Here is a 25028-nt window from a genome sequence, read left to right on the forward strand (position 1 = left end):
AGCAAGCCGATGCTGCGAAATTCGATGGCGCTGCTTTTTATCGTGGTCTTAACCGGATGTGGGTCGATGAAACCGCAGGATTTTGCGCAAAAACAACCCCAGTTCGATATCTTTGACTATTTCAAAGGCGACAGCCGGGCCTGGGGCATCTTTGAAGATCGGTTTGGCACCCTACGCCGTCAATTTACCGTCGATATTACCGGAACCATCGAAGACGATGTCCTAACACTCGACGAGCGGTTCTTATATGACGATGGTGAAAAAGACCGCCGTGTTTGGACCATTCGCAAGACCGGCGATCATTCCTATCAGGGGCAAGCCGACGACATTATTGGCGAAGCCGTTGGCAGCCAGTATGGCAATGCATTGAACTGGTCATACGATATGGATCTTAAAGTCGGTGACGGATCCTGGCGGGTGACATTTGATGATTGGATGTTCCTGCAACCCGATGGTGTGCTTGTGAACCGGGCGCGTGTGACAAAGTGGGGATTTGAAATCGGCGAAGTGACGCTGTTCTTTAAACAGCAGCCACCCGTCGCGCAAGCAGCCGAATGATGCAACCCAGCACCGGGATTTTGGCATAAAAGTTCTGCGATGCGTCCCAATGATCAACGTGGGATGCGATCTTGGTGCCATCCTCATTGAATGTTAGCGCTGTCATGCCGGTAAATTCCCAAAGTCCGATGACTTTAAGTTTCGCGCTAAAGCGCCAGCGTAAAAAACCAAGATCACCATCAAGGGCCTGATGTGTGACGACAAAATTTGGATTCTTGGTTTCGCTAAATGTCTTGGACAAATAGGCGCACACGTTTTTAGGGCCGTGTTTTTTCGTAAACGGATCGGTAAATTCAAAATCGTCGGTCACAAGATCAAACAGATCATCAACATTGTCAGAATTCAAATCGCAGTAATATTTGCTATAGGCCGCCATGATCTGGCGTTTGTTCTCTGACACGTCACTCATTTCGTCACCATCTTACGCATAAGTTTGAAATAGATCCGATACGGCAAAAGTCGCGCAATTTTCAATTGGCGCACGAAGGGCGGTGGAAAGGCGATTTCAAATTTGTCATTTTTACACAGACCGTCATAGATGAAATCGGCAGCCTGCTCTGGCGTTTGCAAATACGGCATTTCGAAATCATTCTTTTCGGTCAAACGCGTTTTGACAAATCCGGGATTGATCACACGCAGCAAAACGCCACTTCCTTCAAGCTCGGCATGCAGTGTTTCACACAGATTGATCAATGCCGCCTTGGTCGGGCCATACGCGCCGGCATTTGGCAATCCGCGATATCCGGCAACAGACGCCACAACCGCGATTTCACCAGACTTCCGTGCCCGCATTTTGGTCAAAAGCGGCTCCAGACAATTCACGTTGCCCAGATAGTTGGTATCAATGTGGTCCTTGATGGTCGACGCGCTAAAGTCCTTCACATTCATCGGCGCATAAACGCCCGCGGCCAGAACGACAAGGTCGGGCAGGCCAAACTCGTCTTCAATCGATGCCACGGTCTTTGTGACGGTGTCCGCATCGGTAATATCAAGCGGCATGGTTTTGATATTGGCGTTTCCAGCGGCCAGTTTGTTTAAGGCATCTTCATTTCGCGCCGAAATAATGATTTTCTGGTCAGCATTGGTCGGATGGTTTTGAAATTTCTCGACCACGGCCGCACCGATGCCAGCAGACGCGCCAACGATCCAAATTGTTTTAAAGCTTTTTGTCATCCTTGGTCCTTTTGCTCGCCCATGGGGGCGCAATTCATGCAGCGATATACGATGGTTGATCCATCCCGCGCCTTAAACTGTAACCCAACCCATCGACCGTCCCGATCGTACCAAGCATTGGTCACAAGATCGCCGTCATAGGTAAAATGTGTCGCGGCAAGCGGGCCCTTGGCCGATGGCAGTTTTTCCTGATCGCGGGGACGTATGGTGACGTCATTGGGATTCCCGGTCAGGGTGTTAAGCACCATCGTGCTGCTTAGAACCCCGCAATTCCAATGATCGGTTGGAAAAATTCCCGGCGGCAGGGTTTTTTCCCCGTCCGGTCCGGTGACAACCAGTTCATTGTTTTCACGTTTTGCCGTGATGTTTGTCAGATCACCATCATCATCAACCTTGACCGAAAGGGCTGCAAGCGCACCATTCTGCCACAGGCTTTCAGACCGGTATCGGAAACTGTACGCATTAAAGCCAAGGAATGAGATATCGATCTTGCTTTGCGCTACGACCTGAATTCCATCGGCACCGCGATTAAACTGCACAATATGCGTCCCCACAGGGGCGTCATCGCGACGGATTTGAAACCGCAATTCATTGCCATATCGCGCGATGGGATCAACGTTTTCGCAGGTGTTTGGGCTTTTAAAGGCTGATGTCAGGGCGGAAATTTCCGTCACCCCATCGTTCATCGAAGATGGTTGGCTCTGTGCGGCGACTGGCTTTGCGATGCAAATACCGGCCAACAGGCCAACGGCGATAATGGGTGCACGGCGTATCAATGCGTTTCGAACCATAATTGTTGGTGCCCCTGATACAGTTTCATCACGTCATGTTTTTGCGACTTATCCTTGTTACGTAAGGCAACCGCTTGCAGATCAAACGTCATGAACGTTGCTGCACTGACCATGATGGGGTAAAGCAGGGGCAGATATGAAAGGCTACACACCATGCTCCATCCAATCGCCGAAGACCTTATTGCGCATGTTCTGCATCGTGATTCAAACATCATCGTGCTGAACAAACCGCCGGGATTGGCGTCTCATGGGGGGCCGAAAACCTATTTCCATGTCGATGCCTATTTACCCGATTTGAAATTTGGCATTCAGCCCGAACCGACTTTGGCGCACCGCCTGGATCGGGATACAGCAGGCTGCCTGTTGCTGTGTCGGCATCCGAAATCATCGAAAAAAATCACCCGCCTGTTTACCGAAAAAAAGATCGGTAAAACCTATTGGGCGGTGGTGCGTGGTGCGATGGCCGATGATCATGGTTTCATCGATGCGCCGATTGGCAAAACCAACGATGAAAGTGGCTGGCAGATGCTGGTCCACGAGGATGGCCAGCCGTCCAAAACCGAATACAAGGTACTGGGCCGTGGCAAGGACGCCGATGGCGCGGACATTACGTGGCTGGAACTGATCCCGCATACCGGACGCACCCATCAATTGCGTGTGCATCTGGACCATGTGGGTCACCCAGTGATTGGGGATCCGTTTTACGGGCGTGGCGATGAACCGCCGATCTTTGGCGAACCACCAACGTTGATGTTGCTATCGCGTCAAATCACTGTGCCGTTCCACGCCGAACGTGAACCGGTGATTGTCGACGCACCGCCGCCGGAATTAATGCGTCCTGGCTTGTCTGCTTGTGGCTATGACGGCGATTACGCCGAACATGCCGCGTCAATTGATGCTCAGTACACCGGCGATGACGGCGACGCTGAAACCCGCGAGTAACGTTTCAAGTGTGATGATGGATGCCATGGCTTCGGGGTCGCCATTTAATTGGCGTGCCAGGATATAGGCGTTCCCGGCACATGGCATCCCGGCATACAGAACCCCCATTGCCAGCACCATGCCATCTACCCCCGCCAGATGCAGGCAGATGCCCGTAATCACCGGCAGGACGGCAAGCTTGATGGTGGTGGCAAGGGCGATGGCACCCAAGGCCTGCTTGTCCATCACAAAGCGTAAACCCGCCCCAACGGACAGAAGGCTAAGGGGCAAGGCAGCTGTCTTAAACAAAGCAGCCGTGTTTTCAATCGGAAGCGGCACGTGAATGTTACTGACATTCAGAACCGCACCTGCACCAGCCGCCAAAATGATCGGATTTCTGACGATCCCGCCAAGGATGCGTTTCAGGTTGCTTTTACCGTCGCTAAACGCGCTTAGCACGACAACGCCCAGCATATTGGTGGCAATCACCATCACCGCGACAAACACGATGGCCAGGGCAAGACCGGAACTTCCATAAAGCGCATCCGCCACGGCGAGTAGCACATAACTGTTATAGCGCACCGATCCTTGAAAGATTGATGTGAACAGCGGTGTGTTCCGGGTGATGAGTGGACGCAGCAACAGCAACGCCGCCGATAGGCCAAGGGTCGCAAACAGGGTCACCGTGACCGCCGTTCCGGCATGACCGCGTGAAAAATCCGCACGGTAAATTTCAACGATCAAAAGCGACGGCAGCAGCAAATAATAGGTCAGCCGATCAATCCCGGCCCAAATATCGGTACCCGTGATCAAAAATCGCTTTAAGGCCGCGCCAACCAAAATGGCGGCAAAGATCGGAAAGATGGCGGCGAACAAGTCATAGGCGAGCTGCATGGGGCGATCACATATGTTTGCGGTTATGCGGGGTGTGCGGCAGGTACAGGTGCGGATGCGCGAAGCCGGTGGCCGCCTGCGCGATCATCGCGCCGACGGATCAGACCTTGCGATTGGTGTAATCGGCAAACGCCTGTTCCGGGGAATGATCGCGATATTGCTCGCAGATTTCCTCGAAATTCGGATTGCTGATCAAAAGGTCGGCGGTGCTGCGGTTGCACGCAATTGGCACTTCATACATGTTCGCCAATCGGATCAAGGCCCGCACATCGACATCATGGGGTTGGGGTGTCATCGGATCGGTGAAGAAAAACATCGCCTGTAATTCCCGATGCGCAATCATCGATCCCAATTGCTGATCCCCGCCGAACGGACCGCTTTTCAATGCGATAATATCAAAATTGGGAAACCGTTCCTGAAGGACGCGACCGGTGGTACCGGTTGCCACGATCCGGGTTCCCTCAAACTGTGCTTTATGGGTTTCCAGCCAATCCGCCATTTCACGTTTACGACGGTCGTGTGCAACAAGTCCGATGGATAAAGTCATTGGAAATTCTCCGAAGACGGTAAAATCATGTTTATTAAGCATACAATTAACCCAGCGGTCACGCAGCATTGCAGGTAAGTTTGTGAAATGATGAGATATTCGACGCAAATATTGAACATGGTGATGGCAGTGATCGCTGTCGGGGTTTGTCTGGGACCCGTTTTGGAAGGTACTGCACAGGCGGGTGATACGCCGTTAAGGCCGTTTGCCCAGCATCAGGTATATGCACCAGACGCGTTATTTCCATCGCGCTGGACGCCCGAAGAACGCGACGAGGATGTTCTGGCATTTTACCGGCAATGGAAAGTCGACTATCTGCGCAAAGTTGATGTCGCCAGTGATGTTGATGACGATGCTGTTCAGTACCGCATTACATTTGGTCACAATCAGCCAGAACGCACCGTTTCGGAAGGGCAGGGATACGGCATGATGATTTCCGCCCTGATGGCGGGGGCGGATCCCGATGCCCAAACTATTTTTGATGGTTTGTGGCGGTTTGCGCGTGCCTGGCCCAGTGACCGTGATCCACGATTGATGGGCTGGCAAATCCCCCCTGCGGGTGACAGCAATGACAGTGCCTTTGATGGTGACGCTGATATCGCGTTTGCCCTGCTTTTGGCGGCGGACCAATGGGGGGATGCGGGTTATCTGGATGCGGCGCGGTCCATAATTTCCGCAATCGGCGAAAGGACAATCGGACCAGACAGTTTGCTGCCAATGCTGGGGGACTGGGTCGATATAGATGGCGAACAATATAATCAGTGGGGTACGCGTCCGTCTGACTTTATGCCAGAACATTTTGTGGCCTTTGGGCGCGCAACCAACGATCCGATCTGGATGAAAGCACGCGACCGAGTTCTCGACGTCGCGGCAGACCTGCAGCGCGACGTGTCACCACGAACCGGATTGCTTCCCGATTTCGCGGTTGTTGAGCCCGATGGCACGGTTCATGCGGCACCGCCGAATTATCTGGAAGGATATTACGACACCGCATTCTATTTTAATGCCGCACGGGTCCCATGGCGCATCGCCAGTCATGCCTTATTGTCGGATGATAAAAAGGCGCGTGACATTGCACGCATGATGGCAGGTTGGATGCGGTCGCGCGTGGCAGGTAATGCGGTCGCAATCCAGTCGGGATATATGCTAAGTGGCTTGCCACTGCCCTATGAAACAGAAAACAGCACCCTTTTTGTCGCACCGATCGCGGTGGCATCGATGTTGCTCCCCGAAGGGCAGGACTGGCTAAATGATTTGTATGACAATATCCGCGATCGCCATATGGACTATTACGAAGACAGCGTGACGTTGTTGTGTTTGCTGGTTTTGTCGGGCAATTTCCGGTCGCCAACCGGACACTAAAGACGTCTTTGCTAGCAAACAAAAACGGCCGCCAGATTTCTCTGGCGGCCGTTTTATCGATCAGACAATTGTCTGATGAATTACATGTGGATTGCGCGGCCGTCTGCTGCCAATGCCGCTTCCTTGACCGTTTCGCCAAGGCACGGATGGGCGTGGCAGGTGCGTGCGATGTCTTCGGCGGATGCGCCGTATTCCATCGCCAGAACCACTTCGGCAATCAGGTCGCCGGCAGCCGGGCCGACAATATGCGCGCCGACAACACGGTGCGTTTTCTTGTCTTCCAGGATTTTGACGAACCCTTCGGTGCTTTCCATTGCTTTGGCGCGACCGTTGGCGGTGAAGGGGAATTTTCCGACGGAATAGTCAACGCCGTCTTCCTTCAGCTGCTCTTCGGTTTTGCCAACAGAGGCAACTTCCGGCCAGGTGTAAACAACACCCGGGACCTTGTCATAATCGACATGGCCTTCTTCACCGGCCAGCATTTCTGCAAGCGCAACGCCGTCTTCCTCAGCCTTGTGGGCCAGCATCGGGCCGGCGATTGCATCGCCAACCGCAAAGATGCCACCAACATTGGTCTGGAAATGCTCGTCGGTTTTAACCCGACCGCGGTCGTCAAGCTCAACGCCCGCATTCTCCAAACCAAGACCTTTGGTGTAAGGACGGCGACCGATCGCCACCAGAACCACGTCTGCGCTGATTTCTTCTGCATCGCCGCCTTTTGACGGTTCAACAGTCAAGGTCACGCCAGACTTGCTGGTTTTGGCATTGGTGACTTTTTGGCCAAGTTTGAATTCAAGCCCCTGCTTGGCAAAGATGCGCTGGGTTTGTTTAGCCAGTTCGCCATCCATGCCCGGCAGAATACGGTCAAGATATTCAACAACCGTGACTTCAGAGCCGAGACGACGCCAAACGGAGCCGAGCTCAAGACCGATCACGCCTGCACCGATGACAACCATCTTTTTAGGCACTTTCGGCAGAAGCAGACCACCGGTTGACGAGAGGATTTTGTCCTCGTCAATCTCAACACCCGGAAGCGGGGTCACTTCTGAACCCGTCGCAATGACGATGTTTTTGGTGTTCAGGGTTTCTTCGCCGCCATCAAGAAGCTCTACCTTGACCGAGGTCGGCGAGGTGATCTCGCCGGCACCTTTGACATAGGTAACCTTGTTCTTTTTGAACAGGAACTCGATGCCTTTGACATTGCTGTCAACGACCTTGTCCTTGCGGGCCATCATCTTTTCGATGTTGACCTTCGGCTTGGAGATTTCGATGCCGTGGGTATCGAAATGCTCGTTTGCTTCTTCAAAAAGGTGCGAAGAATGCAGCAGGGCCTTGGACGGAATGCACCCAACATTCAAGCAGGTGCCACCCAAGGTGCCGCGTTTTTCAACGCAGGCAACTTTAAGGCCAAGCTGTGCGGCGCGGATGGCGCATACATAACCGCCAGGACCGCCACCGATCACGACAACGTCGTAGTTCTCACTCATGAGTTCTGTGATCCTTTTGTCTGATCAGATGTCGAGCAGGATGCGTTCCGGATTCTCGATGCATTCCTTGACGCGGACCAAGAACGAAACCGCTTCGCGGCCGTCAATGATACGGTGGTCATAGGAAAGCGCGAGATACATCATCGGACGGATTTCAACTTTGCCGTCGATGGCAACCGGGCGCATCTGGGTTTTGTGCATGCCGAGGATACCCGACTGCGGTGCATTGAGGATCGGCGAGGACAGAAGCGAGCCAAACACACCACCGTTCGAAATGGTGAACGAGCCGCCAGTCATTTCATCCATGCCAAGTTTGCCGTCACGCGCACGCTTGCCGAAATCGACAATGGTGCTTTCCAGTTCAGAGAAGGTTTTTTCTTCTGCCGAACGGATAACCGGAACAACAAGACCCTGCGGGGTACCAACAGCAACGCCGATATCGCAGTAGTTTTTATAGATGAAGCTGTTGCCGTCGATTTCGGCATTCACAGCCGGCCATTCTTTCAGCGCCGTGGTGCAGGCTTTGATGAAGAAGGACATGAAGCCAAGCTTCACACCGTGTTTCTTCTCGAAACCGTCTTTGTATTTGTTACGGCATGCCAGAAGGTTGGTCATGTCCACTTCGTTATAAGTGGTCAGCATGGCCGCAGTGTTCTGGGCTTCTTTCAGGCGGCGCGCAATGGTCTGGCGCAGCTTGGACATTTTGACACGCTCTTCACCGTCGCGCAGGTCACGCTCTGGTTTCGGCGCTGCCGGTGCGGATGCTGCCGGGGCAGGCGCACGTGAGGCGGATCCACCACCTTCGAGGAAGTTCAGAACGTCGCCCTTGGTCAGGCGGCCGTCTTTACCCGTTGCCGGAATTTTGGACGGATCAAGATTTTTGTCTTCGACCAGTTTGCGTACAGCAGGGGCCAACGGATGGTCGCTGTTTGACGCGGTCGTCGAAGCAGGCGCAGCAGCAGGAGCCGATTTGGCTTCTTCTTTCTTCGCCGGTGCTTCTTCTTTTTTCTCAGCAGGAGCTTCTTCTTTGGCCGGTTCGTCCGAAGAAGAACCTTCAGCGCCTTCGGTGATCATGGCGATAAGCGCGCCAACTTCAACTTCGTCGCCTTCTTGCGCAACCAGCTCGGCAATCGCGCCAGCAACCGGTGCGTTGACTTCGACAGTCACTTTGTCGGTTTCAAGTTCGACAATCGCTTCATCGGCTGCAACAGCATCACCAACTTTTTTGTACCATTTTGCAATCGTTGCTTCAGATACAGACTCGCCCAGCGTGGGAACTTTAACTTCAGTCGCCATTTTTTCCTCGACCGTTTTTTCAATCAGGCAGTGTGGGGCTGCCATGATGCGAATGAATTCTAAATGAACGTAACGGACGGGCGATTGTTCGCCCGTCCGGTAAAGTTATTTGACGCTTAGTGCCGCATCGACCAGTTCGGCCTGTTCACGCAAGTGGGCCTTAAGAAGACCCGTTGCCGGCGAAGCAGATGCTGCGCGACCGACATAGACGGGACGACCCGTCTTATGTTTGATGCTGGCAAGCGTACCTTCGATACGACGATCGACGAAGTACCAAGAACCCATATTTTCGGATTCTTCCTGACACCAGACAACATCAGCATTCGGATATTTGGCCAGTTCCGCGGCAAGTTCTTGTTCCGGCCACGGATAAAGCTGTTCGATACGCACAAGCGCAACATCTTCGATGCCGCGGTTTTCACGCTCGGCGAGAAGATCGTAGTAGACCTTACCCGACGACAGAACAACGCGTTTGACCTTGCTGTCAGCAACCATTTTGCCTGATTCGCTGATCACAGGCAGGAATTTGGTGCCTGCGCCGAATTCCGACAAGGAAGACACAGCCTGCTTGTGACGCAGAAGCGATTTCGGCGTCATCAGGATCAACGGTTTACGGAACGAACGGCGAATCTGACGGCGCAGGATGTGGTAATAGTTTGCCGGTGTCGTACAGTTCGCCACCTGCATGTTATTTTCACCACAAAGCTGCAGGTAACGTTCCAGACGAGCAGAACTATGTTCCGGACCCTGGCCTTCGTAACCATGCGGCAGAAGCATTACCAGACCCGACATACGCAGCCATTTGGCCTCGCCCGAGCTGATAAACTGGTCAATGATGACCTGTGCGCCGTTGGCAAAATCACCAAACTGGGCTTCCCACAGAACCAAGGAATGCGGTTCAGCAAGGGAAATACCATATTCAAAGCCAAGAACACCTGCTTCGGACAAGGGAGAGTTGAGAACCTCAAGCTCGGCCTGACCGGTACGGATGTTATTGAGCGGGGTGTATTTTGCTTCGTTGGTCTGATCAATCAGCTTGGCATGACGTTGCGAGAACGTCCCACGCTGGCAATCCTGACCCGACAGTCGAACCGGTGTGCCTTCGCACATCAAAGTCCCGAATGCCAAAGCTTCGGCTGTTGCCCAGTCGATCCCTTCGCCGGTTTCAAACATCTTGGCTTTGGCCTTCAACTGACGAAGGATTTTGCGGTTGATGTCATAATCAGACGGTGGGGTCGAAATGGCGCGACCAACTTCGGCCAGAAGATCGTCCGAAACGCCGGTATCACCGGTCCAATCCGCGTCTTCGCCGTGCGAGGATGCAAGACCCGACCATTTACCTTCAAGCCAGTCAGCTTTGTTCGGGCGGTAGTTTTCTGACGCTTTGAATTCTTCATCAAGGTAATCCTGGAACGATTTGTCCAGTTCCTTGATGCGGTCTTCGGTCAGAAGGCCTTCCTTAACAAGCTGCTCGGCATAGATGTCTTTGGTGGTCGGATGTTTGCCGATCACGTCGTACATCTTTGGTTGGGTGAATGCCGGTTCGTCGCTTTCGTTGTGGCCAAAGCGGCGATAGCAGAACATGTCGATCACGACGTCTTGTTTGAATTCCTGACGGAATTCGGTCGCGATACGTGCTGCGTGCACCACGGCTTCGGGGTCATCACCATTCACGTGCAGGATCGGAGCCTGAACGACTTTGGCAATGTCCGAGCAATAAGGCGAAGAACGTGAATCGGTTGGTTTGGTCGTGAAACCGATCTGGTTGTTGACCACAAAGTGGATCGTACCACCGGTACGATAGCCTTTAAGGTGCGACAGATCGAAGGTTTCAGCCACAAGACCCTGACCCGCAAACGCCGCATCACCGTGCAGGAGGATACCCATAACCTGGTCACGTGCGGTGTCTTTGCGTTGGGACTGTTTGGCGCGGACTTTACCAAGGACAACGGTGTTGACCGCCTCAAGGTGCGACGGGTTTGCCGTCAGCGAGAGGTGAACAACATTGCCATCAAATTCGCGGTCGGCCGAGGTGCCAAGGTGATATTTAACGTCACCTGAGCCCATCACGTCGTCCGGCTTGGATGGGTTGCCCATGAATTCCGAGAAGATCGCACGGAACGGCTTGCTCATAACGTTGGCAAGAACGTTCAAACGACCACGGTGCGGCATGCCGAACACAACCTCACGCACGCCAAGCTGGCTGCCACGTTTGAGGATCTGTTCCATTGCCGGGATCAGGGATTCACCACCATCAATACCAAAACGTTTGGTGCCGACATATTTGGTGTGAAGATAGTTTTCGAAACCTTCAGCTTCGACCAGGCGCTCAAGGATGGCTTCCTTGCCGCGTGCGGTAAACTGCGTCTGGTTACCGATGCTTTCGATACGCTGCTGAATCCATGCTTTCTGTTCAGGTTCCTGAATGTGCATGAATTCAATACCGATCGACCCGCAATAGGTTTTGCGCGCCATCGAAACGATCTGACGGATCGTCGCGGTTTCAAGGCCAAGAACATTGGCGATGAAAATCGGACGGTCCAGATCTTCTTCGGTAAAGCCGTAAGTTTTCGGATCAAGTTCTGGATGCGGCTCACGCGGGGCAAGGCCCAGCGGATCAAGGTTGGCTTCCAGATGTCCGCGCACACGGTACGAACGGATCAGCATCAGTGCGCGAATGGAATCATTTGCCGCCGCACGAATGGCGTCGGAATTCACCGCACCACCAACTGGTGCAGCGTAGGCTGCCGGCGCATAGCCCACTGGGGCCGGGCGTTCAGCATGCCCTTGTGAGACGTCGTATCCCTCCATGCCGCCAACAACCTTGGTTTCCCGCGGCTGCCAGCTTGGCCCACGCATTTCTGCGAGGAGTTCAGAGGCGTCGTCCTGCAACCCGTCAAAGAACTCAGCCCAGCTTTGGTCAACCAACGACGGGTTTTCCGAATAGCGGGCATAAAGTTCAGCGATGTAGGTTGCGTTCGACTCGTTTAGAATCGTGTCGAGATCTTGAGGTTTCATTTGTGGTCTTGGAAGGCATGGTCCGATGAAGGACCACGCCTCCCCTTGCCTTTCCTCTGACTACCCAGATTAGCCCTTCAAAGCCTTCAGCATGGTCGAACCAAGGCTTGCAGGCGAATCAGCTACAAGTACGCCAGCGCTGCGCATTGCATCCATTTTCGCGTCCGCAGTGCCCTGACCGCCGGAGATGATCGCACCGGCATGGCCCATGCGTTTACCCGGAGGCGCGGTTACACCAGCGATGAAGCCAGCAACCGGTTTCTTGACAGCCGAAGCTTTCAGGAACTCACATGCTTCTTCTTCTGCGGTACCGCCGATTTCACCAATCATGATGATGCCTTCGGTTTCCGGATCCCGCAGGAACAGGTCAAGGCAATCGATGAAGTTGGTGCCGTTAACCGGGTCACCACCAATACCGATACAGGTCGACTGACCCAGGCCAGCGGCCGTGGTCTGTGCAACTGCTTCGTAGGTCAGTGTACCGGAACGTGAAACGATACCGATTTTACCGCGACGGTGAATGTGACCGGGCATGATGCCGATTTTGCATTCGTCCGGGGTAATGATACCCGGGCAGTTCGGGCCGATCAAACGGGTCGAAGAACCGTCAAGGGCACGCTTAACGCGCACCATATCAGCAACCGGAATGCCTTCGGTGATGCAGACAGCCAGTTCGATTTTGGCATCGATGGCTTCGAGAATTGCATCAGCAGCGAAGGGCGGCGGAACATAGATAACCGAGGCATTTGCTTCGGTAACGTGTTTCGCTTCGGCAACGGTGTTGAAAACCGGCAGGTCAAGGTGCTTGGTGCCGCCTTTGCCCGGGGTTACGCCGCCAACCATTTTCGTGCCATAGGCAATTGCCTGTTCGCTGTGGAAGGTACCCTGCGAACCAGTGAAACCCTGGCAGATAACTTTGGTGTTTTTATCGACGAGAACAGCCATAGTTACGCGGCCTCCTTCACAGCTTTGACCACTTTCTCAGCGGCATCGGCAAGGTTATCAGCCGAAACAATCGGCAGACCCGATTCTTCGAGGATTTTCTTGCCAAGTTCGACATTCGTGCCTTCAAGGCGAACGACCAGCGGAACGTTCAAGCTGACTTCGCGGGCTGCTGCCACAACGCCGTCTGCAATCACGTCACAACGCATGATGCCACCAAAGATGTTGACCAGAATGCCTTCGACATTCGGATCAGACAGGATCAGTTTGAAGGCCGTGGTTACGCGTTCTTTGGTTGCGCCGCCACCAACGTCAAGGAAGTTTGCCGGTGCGCCACCATAAAGCTTAATGATGTCCATGGTTGCCATGGCAAGGCCTGCGCCGTTAACCATGCAGCCGATGGTGCCATCAAGCTTGATGTAGTTGAGGCTGTGTTTTGCAGCTTCGAGCTCGGCTGGGTTTTCTTCGTCTTCGTCGCGCAGTTTTTCGATGTCCGGATGACGGAACAGCGCGTTGTCGTCGAAGTTCATTTTGCAATCAAGCGCAATGATGTCGCCTTCGCCGGTTACGACCAGCGGGTTGATTTCAACCATGGCAGCATCGGTATCAAGGAAGCACTGGTACATTGCTGACATGAACTTGACAGCTTTGGAAACCTGTTTGCCTTCAAGACCAAGCGCGAAAGCCAATTTACGGCCGTGGAAGCCAGAGAAGCCAGCAGCCGGATCGATGTCAACGGTGACGATCTTTTCCGGGGTTGCTTCGGCGACTTCTTCAATGTCCATACCGCCTTCGGTGGATGCCATGAAGATAACGCGTGAGGAAGCGCGATCGACAAGAACCGAAAGATACAGTTCGCGTGCGATGTCGCAGCCTTCTTCGATGTAAACGCGTTTGACTTCTTTGCCGTCCGGACCGGTCTGGTGGGTAACCAGGGTCGAACCGAGCATCTGTTCTGCGTTGGCACCGACTTCTTCGACGCTTTTGACAACGCGAACGCCGCCTTTATCGCCGGCTTTGTCTTCCTTGAAGGTGCCCTTACCGCGGCCACCTGCATGGATCTGTGATTTCACCACGTAAACTGGACCAGCCTGTGACTGGGCAGCCTCGATGGCTTCCTGAGCGGTGTATGCGACTTTGCCGTTAGGCACGGTCACACCGTATTTGCGAAGAATTTCTTTCGCCTGGTACTCATGAATATTCATGTTAGGTCGCTTTCTTGCCTTCCGTACGATTTCCGGTGGGTCAGAAATCGGGATTTCAATGTCCCATAACTTGCGGGAGGGACTTTATTGCGAGGCCCGCGATCATTGATGTTTGAAAAACAACAATGATTGAAAAACGGGCCGGTCACTGACCAGCCCGCTTCGCGTTCTTAGAGCATGCCCTTGGCAGCATCAACAAGACCGCGGACAGCTGCCACGGAATTCTCGAAGTTTGCTTTCTCGGACTCGTCAAGATTGATCTCGACGATGCGTTCAACACCGCCAGCGCCCAGAACAACCGGGACACCAACGTAAATGCCATCAACGCCGTATTCACCGCTCAGATAAGCAGCAACCGGCATGACGCGTTTCTGGTCTTTCAGGTAGCTTTCTGCCATCGCAACTGCCGAAGCAGCCGGGGCATAGAAAGCAGAACCGGTTTTCAGAAGAGCAACGATTTCAGCACCGCCATCGCGGGTACGCTGAACGATTTCGTCGATCTTTTCCTGGGTGGTCCAGCCCATTTTGATCAGGTCAGGAACCGGGATACCGGCAACCGTCGAATAGCGGATCGACGGGACCATGGTGTCGCCGTGTCCACCAAGAACGAATGCGGTAACGTCCTTGACCGATACATTGAATTCTTCTGCGAGGAAGTAACGGAAACGTGCAGAATCCAGAACGCCAGCCATGCCAACAACTTTCTTCGGATCGAAGCCAGTTGCCTGCTGCATCACCCAAACCATCGCATCAAGCGGGTTGGTGATGACGATGACGAATGCGTCGGGTGCATGTTCTTTAATGCCCTGACCAACCTGGGTCATGACTTTGGTGTTGATGCCGATAAGGTCATCACGGCTCATACCCGGTTTACGGGCTACACCTGCGGTGACGATGACGACATCAGCGCCTGCAATGTCTTTGTAGTCACTGCTACCCTTAAGGTCGGCATCAAACATGTCGACGGGGGAGGATTCAGCAATGTCGAGCGACTTGCCTTGGGGCATGCCATCAACGATGTCGAAAAGGACGACGTCGCCAAGCTCTTTCAGGCCGACGAGGTGAGCGAGTGTGCCACCAATATTGCCAGCACCGACGAGCGCGATCTTGTTGCGGGCCATTCCGTTACCTTCTTCCCTATTGCACTTCCTAGGTGTCGAAACTCAACTTGGGAGCGCGATTGAAAATTTAAACCTGCGAACGCGAAATAATCGTTCGCAAACATCAAGTGTCGTAAACTGATTTGTCCTGATTTACAAGGGGAAAGGGCGCTGTTTTAACGAGGAAAACCGCCGCTTCGAGGTTTGTTGCAACTATCGTATAAACGCTTAAAAACCGTTCATGTTGCGCACGCGAACAGGGCGCGATATGCAGCAAAACCAAAGCCAGTTTGCGATTGCGAGTTGCCTAAAGGAAAGGCAGTCCGCGCTTTTGCCGCGAATTCAAGCGCGAGATAATCTTCCCATTGGTACAGCATTGCATGAAACTGACGTCTGCTATGCGGGGATGTGCATTCGAAAAAATGCGGGTTCAGCAAAAATTGCGAATTTGCGCCAGTGTGATCGGGCGCACGCAATAATTTGCGCCTGAAAAGCTACCAAACGGCGAATAATTGCAATTGTTTTAAACTCAGGTGGGTGGAGTCGTTTTATACCCACCCGAAACCGGTTTCGGATTTGGCGTGTCGGCACGATTTTTGGACGTTAGGGTCGGCTTAGATAACGCCGCCTATGAATGGCATCAGGTCAGGTGCGCCATGTCGAGATATTCCTGGCTGCGCATTTCGGTCATGCGCGACACAGTGCGTTGAAATTCAAACGAATAATCACCGTCGGTGTAAATTTCGGCCGGATCGCATTCGATGGCGCAAATCAGTTTGGTTTTGTGTTCATACATCGCGTCGATCAAGGTGCCAAAACGCTTCGCCCAGTCGCGACGGCCATCATGCAATTTCGGTATGAAATCAATGACAATGGTATGGAAATGGGTTGCCAACGCAATGTAGTCGCCGGGCCCCAACGGGCGGGTGCACAATTCATCAAAACTGAATTTGGCAACACCGGCACCAACCGCAGAAATTTCGATTTTGCGGCCCTTCACCGTCAGGCTGTCGGGCGCAACGCGTGCGCCCTCCGTCAGGGTGGTGAACATTTCATCGATTTTCGGCTGGGCTTCTTCGCGCGATATCGGATAGATGAACACGTCCGACGCGGTCAGATTGCGCATGCGGTAATCGGTTGGGCTGGCCAGTTCGAGAACATCAAGCTTCTGCTTGATCATATCAATGAAGGGCAGGAAGTTTTGACGTTGCAGGCCGTCCTTGTAAAGGTCATCGGGTTCGCGGTTTGATGTCGTGACAATCACCACCCCATGATCGAATAACTGTTCGAACAGGCGCCCCAAGATCATGGCGTCGGTAATGTCGGTGACCTGCATTTCATCAAAACACAAAAGCCACGCATCTTCGGCCAGGTCTTTCGCAATCGGTGGGATTGGATCGGCGTCGTCTTTTTTCTTTGACTGGCGATACCGGTGCATCCGGCTATGCACATCTTGCATAAAATCATGGAAGTGCACCCGACGCTTTTTTTCAATGTCGACGGTCTCATAAAACAGATCCATCAGCATCGATTTGCCGCGTCCGACTTCGCCGTAAATATAAAGTCCCGATGGCGGGGTTGGCTCGTCGCGTCGGCGGGTTAATCCAAACCGTTCGCGCCAGCCGCCAGAACCAGTCGACGGTTCGTAATGCGATAAGGCGTTCATCAGGCTTTGCAGCTTTTCTGCACACAATTCCTGCATCGGATCATGAGTCAGCTCACCATCGGTGATTTTCGCGCGGTAACGTGAAAGCGGGCCAGCAGTCATCAATATATCTCGATTGCAGTGAATAAAATTCGGGTGCGTTCAAAGTCATAGCGCCAAGCAGTACCGCTTTGCAACCAGCCGCTTTGCAATGCTGTTTCAAGGGCAGCACATCTTACGAAGGTATGTTGGAGGAACCGTCTGACGGTGACAGTGTCTTTGTTTAAATGTTCAAATCAGGCGCAATTTTTTAAACAGCCAGATTTCGAACGCGACGATCACGGCCAAAAGGGCGGCCACGGTAGCAAATCCCCACGGGCTATCTGATGCCGGAATGCCGCCAACATTAATGCCGAGTAACCCGGTGACAAAACTAATTGGCAGGAACAAGCCCGCGATCACGGTGAGCCAATACATGGTCCTATTCATGCGTTCGCTTTCAAGGGCCATCAGGTTTTCATTCACGATCTGAAGGCGTTCGCGCAAGGAATCAAAATCTTCGACCAGGCGTATTGTTTTGTCGGTCAGTGCACGGGCACGGCGTTTGAACCGTTTATCCGCCCAGCTTGGTTTTTGTTCGACAAACATCGCAAGCGCATCGCGCTGTGGGGCCAAATGACGGCGCAGGCGCGACAGTTGATTGCGGATATCCGATCCGCGCATCCGAAGGGGCAGGGTCTTACCCTCGGTCACGGTTTCTTGGTCATCTTCGACGGCTTCAACATTTTCCTCAAGATCGCGAACAACATTTTCCACGCGATATGCCAGCCGTTCGGCAACGGTTAAAACAAAGTCATCCGGGCTGTGCGGGGCGGTGCTCGCCGCAATCGCCGAACGGATATCGTCAAAGGCCTTAAGCGGTTGGTTGCGCAGGGTAATAATGATGTTTTCCGATAGCCAGAAACGCACCGAAATCATATCGGCGGGATCATTTTCCGCATTCAAGTTAACGCCGCGCAAGTTCATGGAAAAACCATGATCATAGAAGAACACAGAGGGGCGCGTGCCACGGGTCGCAAGATTGGTGGCAATCGTTGGATCAATGCCCGCAATTTCAATCAGCCAATCGTGAACACCATCAGCCATCCAATCCAAATGAACCCAAAGATAATGACCATCTGTAAGGACAGGCAGTTTTGTCTTGATGTCCTCCCAGCCAATCGGTTGTGCCGAACCGTTCGGGGCGATATCAAATGCGTTGATCAGACCGGATGTCTTCATCTTGGGGACCCTTACGGATTTTGACTTTGTGCGATGCGTTGGGTGTTCCCATGTTGAAGGGAACGAAACGTTTCGTGATTCGTTAGCGCCTTCAGTGTAACTTGTTTGCAAATTGGGAAAAACGGTCAAATACCGTTCTCTTAAGAACATGATGGAATATCAAGCATGACTTCAGTACGGCATTTGTGTGTTGGGTTTGTTATTTGCCTTTTGGCAATGACACTAGCACCGGGGTTGCAGGCACAGGACAACGGACTGGTCGCCGCAACGAGCGAGGCTTCGCGTCAAGCCGCAGACGAAGAAGCCGCCCCAAAAGTCGAACTGGAAAATGCCCAGTCGCGCATCGCGGAATGGGGAAAGCAGCTTGATACACTAAATCAAACGCTTGATGCCGGCGATGTTTCGGGCCGGATCATTGCGACCGGGCGCACAGATACTGAGCAAATTGTTGATTCAGCAACGTCTTTGCGTGATCTGGCCGAAGAACGGCTAAAGCGCCTAAAAGCGGCCAATGGCAAGCTTGGTGAGCCACCAGCCGAAGGGCAGGATGAAGTCCCCGCCGTCGCGCGGGAGCGCGAACGCCTTGGCCAGGAAATCGCCAATGTAAGCGGCGTGATTAAACAGATCGAACTGGTTAATTTTCAAGCGTCTGAGCTATCTGACCGGTTATCAACCCTAGCACGGGAGCGCTTTACTCAGCGTATTCTTGGCCGTGTCGATGTGCCGATGAACCCGGCGGTTTGGATTGATGCCAGCAGCGAAATACTTGCAATCCCCAGCACCATTCAGGCCCGATATGCCAATCTTGAGCTAGACGGCAAAATCGCATCCGAGCTTTCGGATGTGGCCCCTGGTCTGGTGTTTCTCGCCATGATTGTGCTGGCGGCCTTGATCGGTGGCGAGGTCATCGTGCTGCGATATATTCCGGCGCGCTGGAAAACGGTATCGAGTGACGATCGGATTGCCATGATATCGGGCACACGGTTTTTGTTTACCGCGCTGGTGCCCGGCGTTGCCCTTTTGATTGCCTATAGCATTATTGATTCTCAGGAAGAGCTGCTTAAGGGCAGCATGGGTGATTTCATCCATCAATGTTTTGCTGCGGCTTTGTTCTTGCTGTTTGTCGGGGCATCGGTGCGCAGTGTGCATTCCCCGTTCGCGCCAAGCTTGCGCCGGTCCGGCACCACGGTAACAGGTGCCCGGGTGGTTGGCATTGCATCGCTTGGGGTGGCGCTGATTTTTGCGTTGGACATGATCCTGCTTCAAGGTGCAACCACGCTTGGCACCTCTTTGAATGTCGCGTTGATCCAAAGCATCACCAACGTTCTGCTGATCTCAGTTTTGCTGTTTATCTGCTCTTTGGGTGCCTTTTGGGTCCACGATGAGCGCGACCGACACGAATTTTGGGCCAAGCTTGAACGCCGTAGTCGGCGGTTCATGAAGGCGGTGTCGATTGTTTTGCCGCTTTTGATGCTTTTGGGTTATGTCGCGCTGGCGCGCTTCATCCTTGAAAACCTGATGATGGCGATGGCGTTTGCGACCTGTTACTGGCTGCTGCGCGGTTTCTTCCGGGCCTTGATGCATACCTATTTGGTCAAACCCGAAGAAGCCACAGATGACAGTGCACCTGATACGGTTCATGGCACCTTGTATTTCTGGCTGCGGGTGATGATCGATGTCGTGATGATCATTATAGCAGTTCCCGCTGCGGTGATGGTCTTCACCGATATTGCGTGGGTCGATTTGCTTAGCGCTGGCGAGCAGGCGTTTGTTGGCATTCAGGTTGGCGGCATCAACTTTTCGCTGCGATCGATTTTGTTGGCGGTGCTGATCTTTGTCATCGTGCTGGGCCTGATGCGCTTTTTCCAGCGGATGCTTTCCACCCGGGTCTTACCCAACACCAAGCTTGATCAGGGCTTGCAGCATTCTGTCTCGGCGATCTTTGGTTATGCCGGGATTTGTCTTGCTGTTCTGATGGCGATTTCGGCGGCGGGTATGGATTTGTCCAACCTTGCCATCATTGCTGGTGCGATCTCGGTCGGTATCGGTTTTGGGATGCAAAGTATCGTGAATAACTTTGTATCTGGCCTGATTTTGCTGGTCGAACGCCCGATTAAGGTCGGTGACTGGATCGTGGTTGGTGCGGATCAGGGCTTTGTCAAAGATATCCGGGTGCGCGCAACGGAAATTGAAACCTTTGATCGGTCTTCGATTGTCATTCCGAACTCCGAATTGATTTCCAATCGGGTCCTGAACTGGACGCTTAAAGAGCGGTCTGGGCGCGGTATCATTAAAATCGGTGTTGGCTATGAGTCTGATGTCGAAAAGGTGCGTGAAATCCTGCTTGAAATGGCTGAAAGCCGCCGGGAAATCCTAAGCTATCCGGCGCCGCAAGTCGTGTTTATGGATTTTGGGGCCAGCTCGCTTGATTTTGAATTGCGCTATTTCTTGCGCGATATCGGCGACGTGCTGGCTGTTGCAAGTTCCATTCGGTTTGAACTGGTTCAGCGTTTCCGTGACGAAGGGATCGAAGTGCCGTTCGCGCAGCGCGACCTTCACCTGCGCGATATCGACAAACTGACCGATGCCATTCGTGGGGCGGGACAGGGACCGAAAGCTCCTGAAAATTCGGGCGCAGACGAACTAGGATCTGAAACCGAAGAGGATGCGAAGTCCCAAAAGCAGACGGAGACGGACACGCCCGATGAAGCATCGTCAGATAATGATGCGGATGGCGGTGAAATTGGCGAAGGTGCAAAGCAAAAAGCAGCCCCGTCATCTGCGGCAAAGGATGTGTCGCGTGACCGGGATGCTGCCGGGCGGTCGCTTCCTGATGCCGGTGGTGATATGGACGGGGATGCCCCGCGATAAGGACAAAATAATCCCGGCCCGCGGGGACGCTGTAAGGGCCGGGAAAGACGTTCTCAAAGGGGCAAGAACGTAAAATCGCGCCGCCTTGGACATGCGAAAAAAAGCGGCCGACCGACAATATTGGTTCTAATTGTTTGCGCCGGATGCAGTTGCCAAAGCGTCGCTCAGTGAGCCGCTCGTGGAATTCGTTGAATTATCTGTGGTGTTTGCGGTCTGGTCGCCTGTGGAATCTTGCCCCGTATCGACGACGCCGTTTGAATTGTTCATGATGATGCAGGCGGAGTTCGCCGTCGCAGAGGACGTGCCACCGCCACCACCGCAGACCAATTGGGTCAGGCTGCCGCCGGTGCCAGTACCAGTGCCGGTGGATTTATCAAAAAGACCGCTTTCGGCTTGCTTCATATAGACAGCAAGTGACGAGCGATCTCGTGATTTTGCTGACCACGGCTTTTCAAACATCTGAGCAGAGACTGGCGCAACCTGCGTTAACAGCATTCCTGCGGCCACCAAAACGGGTGCACCCCATTTCAGCATGCGGCGCGTTTTTGGAAAGTTCGTGGTCTGAGCGGGATAAGCCATGATCCATCCCTCCTAAGGTTATGTTGCCTTGTCAGGCAAAAAGGTGCGGGAGAACAATTTGTTCTCCCGCTGGGCTGACGTTAGTCGTCCAAGCCAACTTTGACCGAGATGTTGTTCCCGATGGCCGAAGCAGCTGCATTGACCTTCGCACCTGGGTTCCCCCAGCCGCTTGCAACGCCGCCAACTTGGGTAATGGCTGTTACGTCGGCAAAGGAGAACTGCGAGGCATCGGCAATTGCGACGCTTTCGGTGTCACCCGGATTGACCGTGAAGCTCAGGTTGTTGGAAATAGCGGTCGAAGTTGCATCAACCGTTTTGACGCCACCCGTCCACATCACTTCGGAGTAGGCTTTTACTTCTGCCTGATCGAGCCCACCACCGAGTGCGGCGTCGGTCATGTCGAGGGCATCGGAAAGGTCTTCAGCGCCGCCACCATGGCCGTGTGAATCCATCACGAACTGAGTGGTGTGGATGTTGCCGATTTCTTCGCCTTCAAGCGACATGTTGTTGCCAACAGCCGTTGCTGCACTGTCGACTTTCAACTCTTTACCGAGCACGCCGTCAATCTTTGACACTGCTTTGATGTCGCCGATCTGGACCTGTTCGAGTTCGCCAAGCAAATAGTCTTCTGCTTGGTTGATGTTCAGGTTGATGTTTACTGCGCTGTCAACGTCAGCTTCCCAATCCCATTTATAGTTATTGGATGATGAGCTGCCGCCGGAATTGCCGCCGCCGCTGCCGCCGCCGTTATTCCAGTCCCAGGCGAATGCCTGTCCGGCAAACATAATCATGCTACCAGCCATAAGGGTGCTGATCATAAGTTTTGACTTGGTCATTTCACTGTCTCCTGTTGGTCTTTACGTGATGCTGAAAACCGCTCCAAATGCCTGCTCATGTCGCTGCCTTCATCGAGCTGGCATTCCTCTTGCTGTGGCAGCCCCAAGAAATCTGTCATGATTTGATAGACCCCCATTTCTGCTACTGCCCTGACGCCGAGTTGGAGCGGTTCATTGCGGATCCGCCCGGCGTCAAATTCGACCAAATTTATCCCGAAGAACCGAAACACGCCGGCGCCTACCTCGTATCCGAGGATCTGCTTTTGCAAAGAGCTGACATATCGCACTGCGAAGTTTCGGGAATCGATTACGCGCATATCCATGGCCACATTGATCACGACGGTACGTCCGCCGCCGCCAATGCCCCGGATATAAAGCTGCGCGCCTTCACTCAGGATGTTGTAATTGAGTTCGGTAATGGCCCCGACCAAGATGAAGTCAGAGGCAGGAATCTTGTCATATTCAGTCGGTTCGCGATTAAGCCGACCCTGTTCCGACAGTTTTACTTCGGCCAGTGGAATGCGAAGATCAAATCGCTCGACAAGGTTCGCGCGACCGGTTTTATAAAGCGCGCTCATAACCATTTCTGTCGTGCCTTGGGAAACGGCATGGCCGTTTTCGTCGTAGTTGATCTGTCCCGTCTTGTCGGCAATTTCACCAACAGCGAATACTGGCAGCTGGCTTGCTTCAACATTTGCAAGCTGTCTTAAGCAGACGCTGTATGGCGTTTCGTTACTGGTGACCGGAAACGAAACCATTGGCTCTACCGAGCCATTCACTGCGCTAACTCCGACCCCGCACCCCGTTAAGCTGCACAATGTTAAAGTTGTTGCTGCTAATTTTCGAAACATATTCGCCTTCCCCTTTACGAATGCAGGCTTATACAGCTCGCCTTTGCATGATTTATTATTGATCAGGGGGTGTTATTTAGTAAGCGAGATAAATAGTTATAAGGTGGAAACTTCAGGTGCTTTATTTTTAACCATTTATGTTCTTTTTTATTCTTTTTCGTCTTTCTGAATATTTTGGGTTAGTCCTTTTGAGATGCGTGGGGACCCGGATGTGCAATTGTCAATGCGCTTGGAATAGCCGAGCCTGAAAACGGGGGTAAGGCAAACCCAAGGAGGGCATTGATATGAATATGATGCACGACGCTCATTCCCAGCCACGCCGGGTTCTGGCTGTTGGGTTTAATGCGTCTGAAAGCAAAGCATTGGCCGATGGAAATGAGCTGTCGTTTTTTGCTGATCCAGAATTCAGTTTGCTTCATCGCGACACTGTCGGTTTTGATGGCGCAATTATCGATCAGAAACAGCTTGGCAGTTTGCAATATAATCAGGCGCGCTATCTGGTCGAGCTGACCCGCAAAATGCCGCTACTGGCCTATGTGACGGATGCGATTTTCTTTGATTCTCGTCATTGCCCGTGCATACCCGACGGGCTGATTTTCAGATCCCGACTAAGAATGCTCGAAAAAGTATGTCAGCTTGGAAAAGCGGGATATTGGGCTTTGCCCGGGCAACTGGAATGGCAGGATTTGCTTTTGGGCAAATCGCGGGACGATTTGTGCGCCGGATTTGGTGACGTCGAATGGGCATTTCTCAATTGCCTAAAGGACGGACTTTCGAACCGACAAATCGCCGCGAAAATTGAATTGAATATTAGCGAGGTCAAAGTGAAATTGATCGAGCTATATCGACGGTTGGGCGTTGAGAACCGGACGCAGGCCGCTATCGTTGCTTTTTATTTGGCCATGGAACGAGAATAATCGAAGTCAGCGTTTGTTTACTCATCTCTGTCTGAAAATAACTCCAGATTATCGATGGTATTATTTCGAATGCCAGATAGTCATTCCGATAGATATTTTCGGGATCATAGGGGGTATTTCCCCTTTATTGGATGTTTCTGAGTTTTTTCAGACTATATAAAAATCGTTATTCGATTCTTGTCTGAAGTCTCAAATATTTCAGAGGCTTTTAGGAAAATGAGGTAGTAAAATGACCAGCTCCAGTCTCTTCCGGTTTCTGTCAATTTCTACATTTCTGCTAATTGTATTTGCCTGCCTGCCGTTTGATGCGCATGCGCAACTCAACAATAAACCTTATTCCTTTGGGACGCCCGATGGCTCTGTCGGGATGAGTAGGGCGGCAAAGCAAGCGATCATTAACGATCAGCTTTTTAATGTTCGTCCGCAGAATATGTTACGCGGCCTAACAGGTGAGCTTTTGTCGGTTGAGAAAAGCAAAGGCGGCACAGCGCTTGTTCGTGATTCTGCGGGGGCAACTCTGCCAGGTTATCGCGGAACGAACGTATTTGGTTCGGGGCAGTTTGCAGGTGCATTTAACAGCTACTTTGTTTCCGATAGTACCGTCGACCGCCCTCCCTATAATCTTCATGCGCGCGATGCGATTAACGGGTGGATAAATTTGGTCGATACGCGCGGTGTTCCTTTGATTTCCTATGGTGCGCCGTCCCCCATCGATGCCTGGACCTCGATGGTCCGCTGGAACTAGGGGGATGGG

22 protein-coding genes are annotated in these 25028 nt (G+C 52.8%); 6 read left to right on the plus strand and 16 right to left on the minus strand.

The window, feature by feature from the left end; genetic code table 11:
- Positions 1–9: 9 nt before the first annotated feature.
- Entirely contained in the window at positions 10–558 is a 549-nt protein-coding gene (locus HCZ99_RS19860; protein WP_167448770.1) for a DUF3833 domain-containing protein, read from the plus strand.
- On the opposite strand, the gene HCZ99_RS19865 is transcribed toward HCZ99_RS19860, so the two are convergent.
- The 3 genes from HCZ99_RS19865 to HCZ99_RS19875 are packed head-to-tail and all read right to left on the minus strand — an operon-like array spanning position 521 to position 2522.
- Positions 521–967 carry a nuclear transport factor 2 family protein gene (locus HCZ99_RS19865; protein ID WP_167448771.1) on the minus strand — a complete coding sequence of 149 codons (447 nt, stop codon included), beginning with the start codon at positions 965–967 and terminating at the stop codon, positions 521–523. The two genes, HCZ99_RS19860 and HCZ99_RS19865, sit on opposite strands and share 38 nt — an antisense overlap.
- Complete coding sequence (locus tag HCZ99_RS19870) at positions 964–1731, minus strand: SDR family NAD(P)-dependent oxidoreductase (RefSeq protein ID WP_167448772.1); 768 nt, start codon at positions 1729–1731, stop codon at positions 964–966. The genes HCZ99_RS19865 and HCZ99_RS19870 overlap by 4 nt, the downstream gene beginning before the upstream one ends.
- The gene (locus HCZ99_RS19875) at positions 1728–2522 is read right to left on the minus strand and encodes a DUF6134 family protein (protein ID WP_175581596.1); all 795 of its coding nucleotides are present in this window, start codon (positions 2520–2522) and stop codon (positions 1728–1730) included. Before HCZ99_RS19875 ends, HCZ99_RS19870 begins: the two co-directional genes overlap by 4 nt.
- 153 nt (positions 2523–2675) lie before the next feature.
- Between HCZ99_RS19875 and HCZ99_RS19880 the strand changes: the two genes are divergently transcribed.
- Positions 2676–3464, plus strand: coding sequence for an RluA family pseudouridine synthase (locus HCZ99_RS19880; RefSeq protein ID WP_167448773.1), 789 nt, complete (start codon positions 2676–2678; stop codon positions 3462–3464).
- On the opposite strand, the gene HCZ99_RS19885 is transcribed toward HCZ99_RS19880, so the two are convergent.
- On the minus strand, positions 3411–4337 hold the full coding sequence (locus HCZ99_RS19885; RefSeq protein WP_167448774.1) for an AEC family transporter: 927 nt from the start codon (positions 4335–4337) through the stop codon (positions 3411–3413). The two genes, HCZ99_RS19880 and HCZ99_RS19885, sit on opposite strands and share 54 nt — an antisense overlap.
- A gap of 100 nt (positions 4338–4437) precedes the next feature.
- The gene (locus HCZ99_RS19890; protein ID WP_167448775.1) at positions 4438–4884 is read right to left on the minus strand and encodes a methylglyoxal synthase; all 447 of its coding nucleotides are present in this window, start codon (positions 4882–4884) and stop codon (positions 4438–4440) included.
- 123 nt (positions 4885–5007) lie between these two features.
- Here HCZ99_RS19890 and HCZ99_RS19895 point away from each other — a divergent pair, with 123 nt between their 5' ends.
- Complete coding sequence (locus HCZ99_RS19895) at positions 5008–6246, plus strand: glycosyl hydrolase family 8 (RefSeq protein ID WP_167448776.1); 1239 nt, start codon at positions 5008–5010, stop codon at positions 6244–6246.
- An 80-nt stretch (positions 6247–6326) separates the two neighbouring features.
- Here HCZ99_RS19895 and lpdA read toward each other — a convergent pair whose 3' ends face one another.
- The 8 genes from lpdA to HCZ99_RS19935 form a co-directional block, all read right to left on the minus strand.
- Positions 6327–7733, minus strand: a complete 1407-nt coding sequence (gene lpdA / locus HCZ99_RS19900; RefSeq protein ID WP_167448777.1) for a dihydrolipoyl dehydrogenase — start codon at positions 7731–7733, stop codon at positions 6327–6329.
- A 24-nt stretch (positions 7734–7757) separates the two neighbouring features.
- Complete coding sequence (gene odhB / locus HCZ99_RS19905; protein WP_167448846.1) at positions 7758–9029, minus strand: 2-oxoglutarate dehydrogenase complex dihydrolipoyllysine-residue succinyltransferase; 1272 nt, start codon at positions 9027–9029, stop codon at positions 7758–7760.
- Between the two features lie 105 nt (positions 9030–9134).
- A complete protein-coding gene (locus HCZ99_RS19910) occupies positions 9135–12047 on the minus strand; it encodes a 2-oxoglutarate dehydrogenase E1 component (RefSeq protein ID WP_167448778.1) in 2913 nt (970 codons plus the stop codon).
- A 69-nt stretch (positions 12048–12116) separates the two neighbouring features.
- Complete coding sequence (sucD, locus tag HCZ99_RS19915; RefSeq protein WP_167448779.1) at positions 12117–12992, minus strand: succinate--CoA ligase subunit alpha; 876 nt, start codon at positions 12990–12992, stop codon at positions 12117–12119.
- A 2-nt stretch (positions 12993–12994) separates the two neighbouring features.
- Positions 12995–14224, minus strand: a complete 1230-nt coding sequence (sucC, locus tag HCZ99_RS19920; RefSeq protein WP_368484293.1) for an ADP-forming succinate--CoA ligase subunit beta — start codon at positions 14222–14224, stop codon at positions 12995–12997.
- A gap of 140 nt (positions 14225–14364) precedes the next feature.
- Positions 14365–15315: a malate dehydrogenase gene (gene mdh, locus HCZ99_RS19925; RefSeq protein ID WP_167448781.1), complete on the minus strand. Its 951-nt coding sequence runs from the start codon at positions 15313–15315 to the stop codon at positions 14365–14367.
- A gap of 619 nt (positions 15316–15934) precedes the next feature.
- The gene (zapE, locus tag HCZ99_RS19930; RefSeq protein WP_167448782.1) at positions 15935–17062 is read right to left on the minus strand and encodes a cell division protein ZapE; all 1128 of its coding nucleotides are present in this window, start codon (positions 17060–17062) and stop codon (positions 15935–15937) included.
- Between the two features lie 168 nt (positions 17063–17230).
- A complete protein-coding gene (locus HCZ99_RS19935) occupies positions 17231–18220 on the minus strand; it encodes a zinc transporter ZntB (RefSeq protein ID WP_167448783.1) in 990 nt (329 codons plus the stop codon).
- A 165-nt stretch (positions 18221–18385) separates the two neighbouring features.
- Between HCZ99_RS19935 and HCZ99_RS19940 the strand changes: the two genes are divergently transcribed.
- The gene (locus HCZ99_RS19940; protein WP_167448784.1) at positions 18386–21091 is read left to right on the plus strand and encodes a DUF3772 domain-containing protein; all 2706 of its coding nucleotides are present in this window, start codon (positions 18386–18388) and stop codon (positions 21089–21091) included.
- 126 nt (positions 21092–21217) lie between these two features.
- On the opposite strand, the gene HCZ99_RS19945 is transcribed toward HCZ99_RS19940, so the two are convergent.
- From HCZ99_RS19945 to HCZ99_RS19955, 3 genes are all read right to left on the minus strand, one after another.
- Positions 21218–21670 (minus strand): hypothetical protein, encoded by a 453-nt coding sequence (locus HCZ99_RS19945; protein WP_167448785.1) that lies wholly within the window; start codon positions 21668–21670, stop codon positions 21218–21220.
- A gap of 80 nt (positions 21671–21750) precedes the next feature.
- Positions 21751–22506: a hypothetical protein gene (locus HCZ99_RS19950; RefSeq protein ID WP_167448786.1), complete on the minus strand. Its 756-nt coding sequence runs from the start codon at positions 22504–22506 to the stop codon at positions 21751–21753.
- Positions 22503–23285, minus strand: coding sequence for a CsgG/HfaB family protein (locus HCZ99_RS19955; RefSeq protein WP_167448787.1), 783 nt, complete (start codon positions 23283–23285; stop codon positions 22503–22505). The genes HCZ99_RS19950 and HCZ99_RS19955 overlap by 4 nt, the downstream gene beginning before the upstream one ends.
- Positions 23286–23719: 434 nt before the next feature.
- Between HCZ99_RS19955 and HCZ99_RS19960 the strand changes: the two genes are divergently transcribed.
- Complete coding sequence (locus HCZ99_RS19960) at positions 23720–24274, plus strand: helix-turn-helix domain-containing protein (protein ID WP_217701536.1); 555 nt, start codon at positions 23720–23722, stop codon at positions 24272–24274.
- A gap of 229 nt (positions 24275–24503) precedes the next feature.
- The gene (locus HCZ99_RS19965; protein WP_167448789.1) at positions 24504–25019 is read left to right on the plus strand and encodes a hypothetical protein; all 516 of its coding nucleotides are present in this window, start codon (positions 24504–24506) and stop codon (positions 25017–25019) included.
- Positions 25020–25028: the final 9 nt, after the last annotated feature.

It is taken from the genome of Thalassospira lucentensis, from assembly GCF_011806425.1.
Classification (GTDB): domain Bacteria; phylum Pseudomonadota; class Alphaproteobacteria; order Rhodospirillales; family Thalassospiraceae; genus Thalassospira; species Thalassospira lucentensis_B.

What these genes read in the sequence shown, in the direction of transcription:
- odhB (WP_167448846.1), bottom strand. Translation starts at nt 9,029, where the DNA reads ATGGCGACTGAAGTTAAAGTTCCCACGCTGGGCGAGTCTGTATCTGAA.
- HCZ99_RS19945 (WP_167448785.1), bottom strand. Translation starts at nt 21,670, where the DNA reads ATGGCTTATCCCGCTCAGACCACGAACTTTCCAAAAACGCGCCGCATG.
- HCZ99_RS19910 (WP_167448778.1), bottom strand. Translation starts at nt 12,047, where the DNA reads ATGAAACCTCAAGATCTCGACACGATTCTAAACGAGTCGAACGCAACC.
- HCZ99_RS19885 (WP_167448774.1), bottom strand. Translation starts at nt 4,337, where the DNA reads ATGCAGCTCGCCTATGACTTGTTCGCCGCCATCTTTCCGATCTTTGCC.
- zapE (WP_167448782.1), bottom strand. Translation starts at nt 17,062, where the DNA reads ATGACTGCTGGCCCGCTTTCACGTTACCGCGCGAAAATCACCGATGGT.
- HCZ99_RS19870 (WP_167448772.1), bottom strand. Translation starts at nt 1,731, where the DNA reads ATGACAAAAAGCTTTAAAACAATTTGGATCGTTGGCGCGTCTGCTGGC.
- HCZ99_RS19965 (WP_167448789.1), top strand. Translation starts at nt 24,504, where the DNA reads ATGACCAGCTCCAGTCTCTTCCGGTTTCTGTCAATTTCTACATTTCTG.
- sucD (WP_167448779.1), bottom strand. Translation starts at nt 12,992, where the DNA reads ATGGCTGTTCTCGTCGATAAAAACACCAAAGTTATCTGCCAGGGTTTC.
- HCZ99_RS19895 (WP_167448776.1), top strand. Translation starts at nt 5,008, where the DNA reads ATGGCAGTGATCGCTGTCGGGGTTTGTCTGGGACCCGTTTTGGAAGGT.
- HCZ99_RS19880 (WP_167448773.1), top strand. Translation starts at nt 2,676, where the DNA reads ATGCTCCATCCAATCGCCGAAGACCTTATTGCGCATGTTCTGCATCGT.
- HCZ99_RS19865 (WP_167448771.1), bottom strand. Translation starts at nt 967, where the DNA reads ATGAGTGACGTGTCAGAGAACAAACGCCAGATCATGGCGGCCTATAGC.
- HCZ99_RS19890 (WP_167448775.1), bottom strand. Translation starts at nt 4,884, where the DNA reads ATGACTTTATCCATCGGACTTGTTGCACACGACCGTCGTAAACGTGAA.
- HCZ99_RS19940 (WP_167448784.1), top strand. Translation starts at nt 18,386, where the DNA reads ATGACTTCAGTACGGCATTTGTGTGTTGGGTTTGTTATTTGCCTTTTG.
- HCZ99_RS19950 (WP_167448786.1), bottom strand. Translation starts at nt 22,506, where the DNA reads ATGACCAAGTCAAAACTTATGATCAGCACCCTTATGGCTGGTAGCATG.
- HCZ99_RS19860 (WP_167448770.1), top strand. Translation starts at nt 10, where the DNA reads ATGCTGCGAAATTCGATGGCGCTGCTTTTTATCGTGGTCTTAACCGGA.
- mdh (WP_167448781.1), bottom strand. Translation starts at nt 15,315, where the DNA reads ATGGCCCGCAACAAGATCGCGCTCGTCGGTGCTGGCAATATTGGTGGC.
- HCZ99_RS19935 (WP_167448783.1), bottom strand. Translation starts at nt 18,220, where the DNA reads ATGAAGACATCCGGTCTGATCAACGCATTTGATATCGCCCCGAACGGT.
- HCZ99_RS19875 (WP_175581596.1), bottom strand. Translation starts at nt 2,522, where the DNA reads ATGGTTCGAAACGCATTGATACGCCGTGCACCCATTATCGCCGTTGGC.
- lpdA (WP_167448777.1), bottom strand. Translation starts at nt 7,733, where the DNA reads ATGAGTGAGAACTACGACGTTGTCGTGATCGGTGGCGGTCCTGGCGGT.